This is a genomic window from Microcystis sp. M49636_WE2 (genome assembly GCF_030065375.1).
GTDB classification, from domain to species: Bacteria; Cyanobacteriota; Cyanobacteriia; order Cyanobacteriales; family Microcystaceae; genus Microcystis; species Microcystis aeruginosa_C.
The window spans coordinates 1-2,419 of sequence record NZ_JASJFG010000405.1; the positions used below are offsets into that span (position 1 = coordinate 1).

General features: G+C 45.7%; 2 protein-coding genes and 2 pseudogenes. All 4 read left to right on the plus strand.

Going from position 1 to position 2,419, the window contains the following annotated elements; translation table 11 throughout:
• Positions 1–120: pseudogene (locus PX484_RS09715) on the plus strand (LD-carboxypeptidase); the annotation flags it as partial.
• Between the two features lie 61 nt (positions 121–181).
• Positions 182–1,159, plus strand: a complete 978-nt coding sequence (locus tag PX484_RS09720; protein ID WP_288103651.1) for an SDR family oxidoreductase — start codon at positions 182–184, stop codon at positions 1,157–1,159.
• A 23-nt stretch (positions 1,160–1,182) separates the two neighbouring features.
• Positions 1,183–2,100, plus strand: coding sequence for an NAD(+) kinase (locus PX484_RS09725; protein WP_002779855.1), 918 nt, complete (start codon positions 1,183–1,185; stop codon positions 2,098–2,100).
• A 79-nt stretch (positions 2,101–2,179) separates the two neighbouring features.
• A pseudogene (locus tag PX484_RS09730) lies at positions 2,180–2,419 on the plus strand (ion transporter); the annotation flags it as partial.

A 2,419-nucleotide genomic window follows, 5' to 3' on the forward strand; every position in this document is an offset into this window, starting at 1 on the left:
ATTGCGGTTATTGCTGAGTTACCTTTCGGTCATGATGGCGATAATGCCGCTTTACCTGTGGGAACAATGGTAGAACTGGACGGGGATCGGGGAATCTTAGAATTTTTCTATCCCCAATGATCCACTTTTTTGATAGTATCTTAGAGAAGTGTTAACAAATGTAACAAAAAATTAATTATAGATGAAAGTATTAGTTGTCGGTGCGACAGGAACCCTAGGGCGACAGATCGTGCGTCATGCCATCGATCAGGGACATCAAGTGCGTTGTTTGGTACGCAGTCAGAGAAAAGCGGCTTTTTTGAAGGAATGGGGCGCGGAATTAGTCGGGGGAACCCTGCGGGATAAAAGTACGATTATTACTGCTTTAGAGGGAATGGACGCGGTGATCGATGCCGCTACTGCCCGGGCGACGGACTCAGCCAGCATTAAACAGGTGGATTGGGATGGTAAAGTTAATCTGATTCAAGCGGCCAAAACTGCCGGAGTTGATCGCTTTATTTTCTTCTCGATTCTCAATGCCGAAAAATATCCCAACGTGCCTTTGATGGAGATAAAACGCTGTACCGAGAAATTTCTAGCAGAATCGGGTTTAAAATATACAATTCTCCGTCCCTGTGGCTTCATGCAGGGGTTAATCGGTCAATACGCCATCCCGATGTTAGATAATCAAACGGTCTGGATCACGGGGGAAAGTACGGCGATCGCCTACATGGACACCCAAGATATCGCTAAATTCGCCGTTCGCGCTTTAGAAGTCCCCGAAACCGTCGGCCAATCCTATCCCGTAGTCGGCAGCAAAGCTTGGAAAGCTGAAGAAATTATCGAAGTTTGCGAGCGCCTATCGGGTAAAGAGGGGAAAATTTGGCGTTTACCCATGGGATTACTGCGTTTTATGCGAGGAATAAGCCGTTGTTTCCAATGGACCTATAATATATCTGACCGACTAGCTTTTGCGGAAGTTCTCGCTAGAGAGCAAGCTCTTGATGCTCCAATGAAAGAAGTTTATCAAGTATTTGGCCTTGATCCGAGTCAAACAACTACTTTAGAATCCTATTTACAAGAATACTTTAGCCGCATTCTCAAGAAGCTCAAGGAAATCGACTTCGAGAAACAAAAAGCTCAGAAGAAGAAGAAAACTCCTTTCAAAAAGAAAGCGTGATTCAGCAGTAGGAAAATTTGTCAATGCCCAAAATCGGCATTATTTACAACGATATTAAGCCTATCGCTTGTAAAACAGCCCATCAGATACAAGATCAGCTACTTTCCCTAGGTTGGCAGGTGTTTATGGCTACCGGCAGCGGTGGCCTGCTAGGCCATTCTAAACCCTCTCGTCCGGTTTGTTTTACCCCGATCGATCAGTTAGTCCCCCCCCACTTCGAGCAAGATTTAAGTTTTGCGATCGTTTTGGGGGGCGATGGTACAGTCCTATCGGCGGCCCGGCAGTTGGCCACCCTCAATTTGCCCCTGTTAACGGTCAATACGGGACACATGGGCTTTTTGACCGAAATTTACCTAAATCAGCTTGAACCTGCCTTAGAGCAGGTTTTAGAGGGGAACTACACCATCGAAAATCGCTCGATGATCACGGTGCGACTGTTTCGCGAAGATACCCTCCTCTGGGAGGCACTTTCTCTCAATGAGGTGGTCGTCCACCGGGAACCCCTCACCAGTATGTGTCATTTTGAGATTCAAATTGGTGAACACGCACCCGTCGATATCGCTGCCGATGGGGTGATTCTCTCCACTCCCACCGGTTCTACTGCCTATGCTCTCAGCGCTGGCGGCCCGGTAATAACTCCCGATGTGCCAGTATTACAATTAGCTCCCATTTGTCCCCATTCTTTAGCTTCCAGATCCTTGGTATTTTCTGACAAGGAAACTGTGAATATTTTTCCAGCAACTGCTAACCGGATGGTGATGGTAGTGGACGGTAATGGCGGTTCTTATATCTTGCCAGAAGATCGAATTAATGTGCAGAAATCGCCCCACCAAGTCCATTTTATTCGTCTGCAATCTACGGAATTCTTCCGCATCCTCCGGGAAAAATTGGGTTGGGGTTTGCCTCATATTGCTAAACCAACTTCGGTGGAATTACCTTAATCAGTTATCAGTTATCAGTTATCAGATGTGAGCTTTCAGTTCATTGATTGCTGGTTACTGTTTACTGATAGCTGAATTTATGCTCTCTTTTCGTGCCAAGATAGCTTTTTATTTAGAGGATGTCACCACGGCGATCGGACTGACAGTAAATCTGCTTATCTTGGCATTAATTTTACTCTCTTTGGGGATTTATGTGGCTCAAACCTATCCCTTATCCGCCACTTGGCAAATGTGGTTACGTCAGCTTGATTGGGGAATTTTAAGCTTATTTTCCCTAGAGTATTTAATTCGGTTTTGGTGTGCGGAATCAAAACTAGGC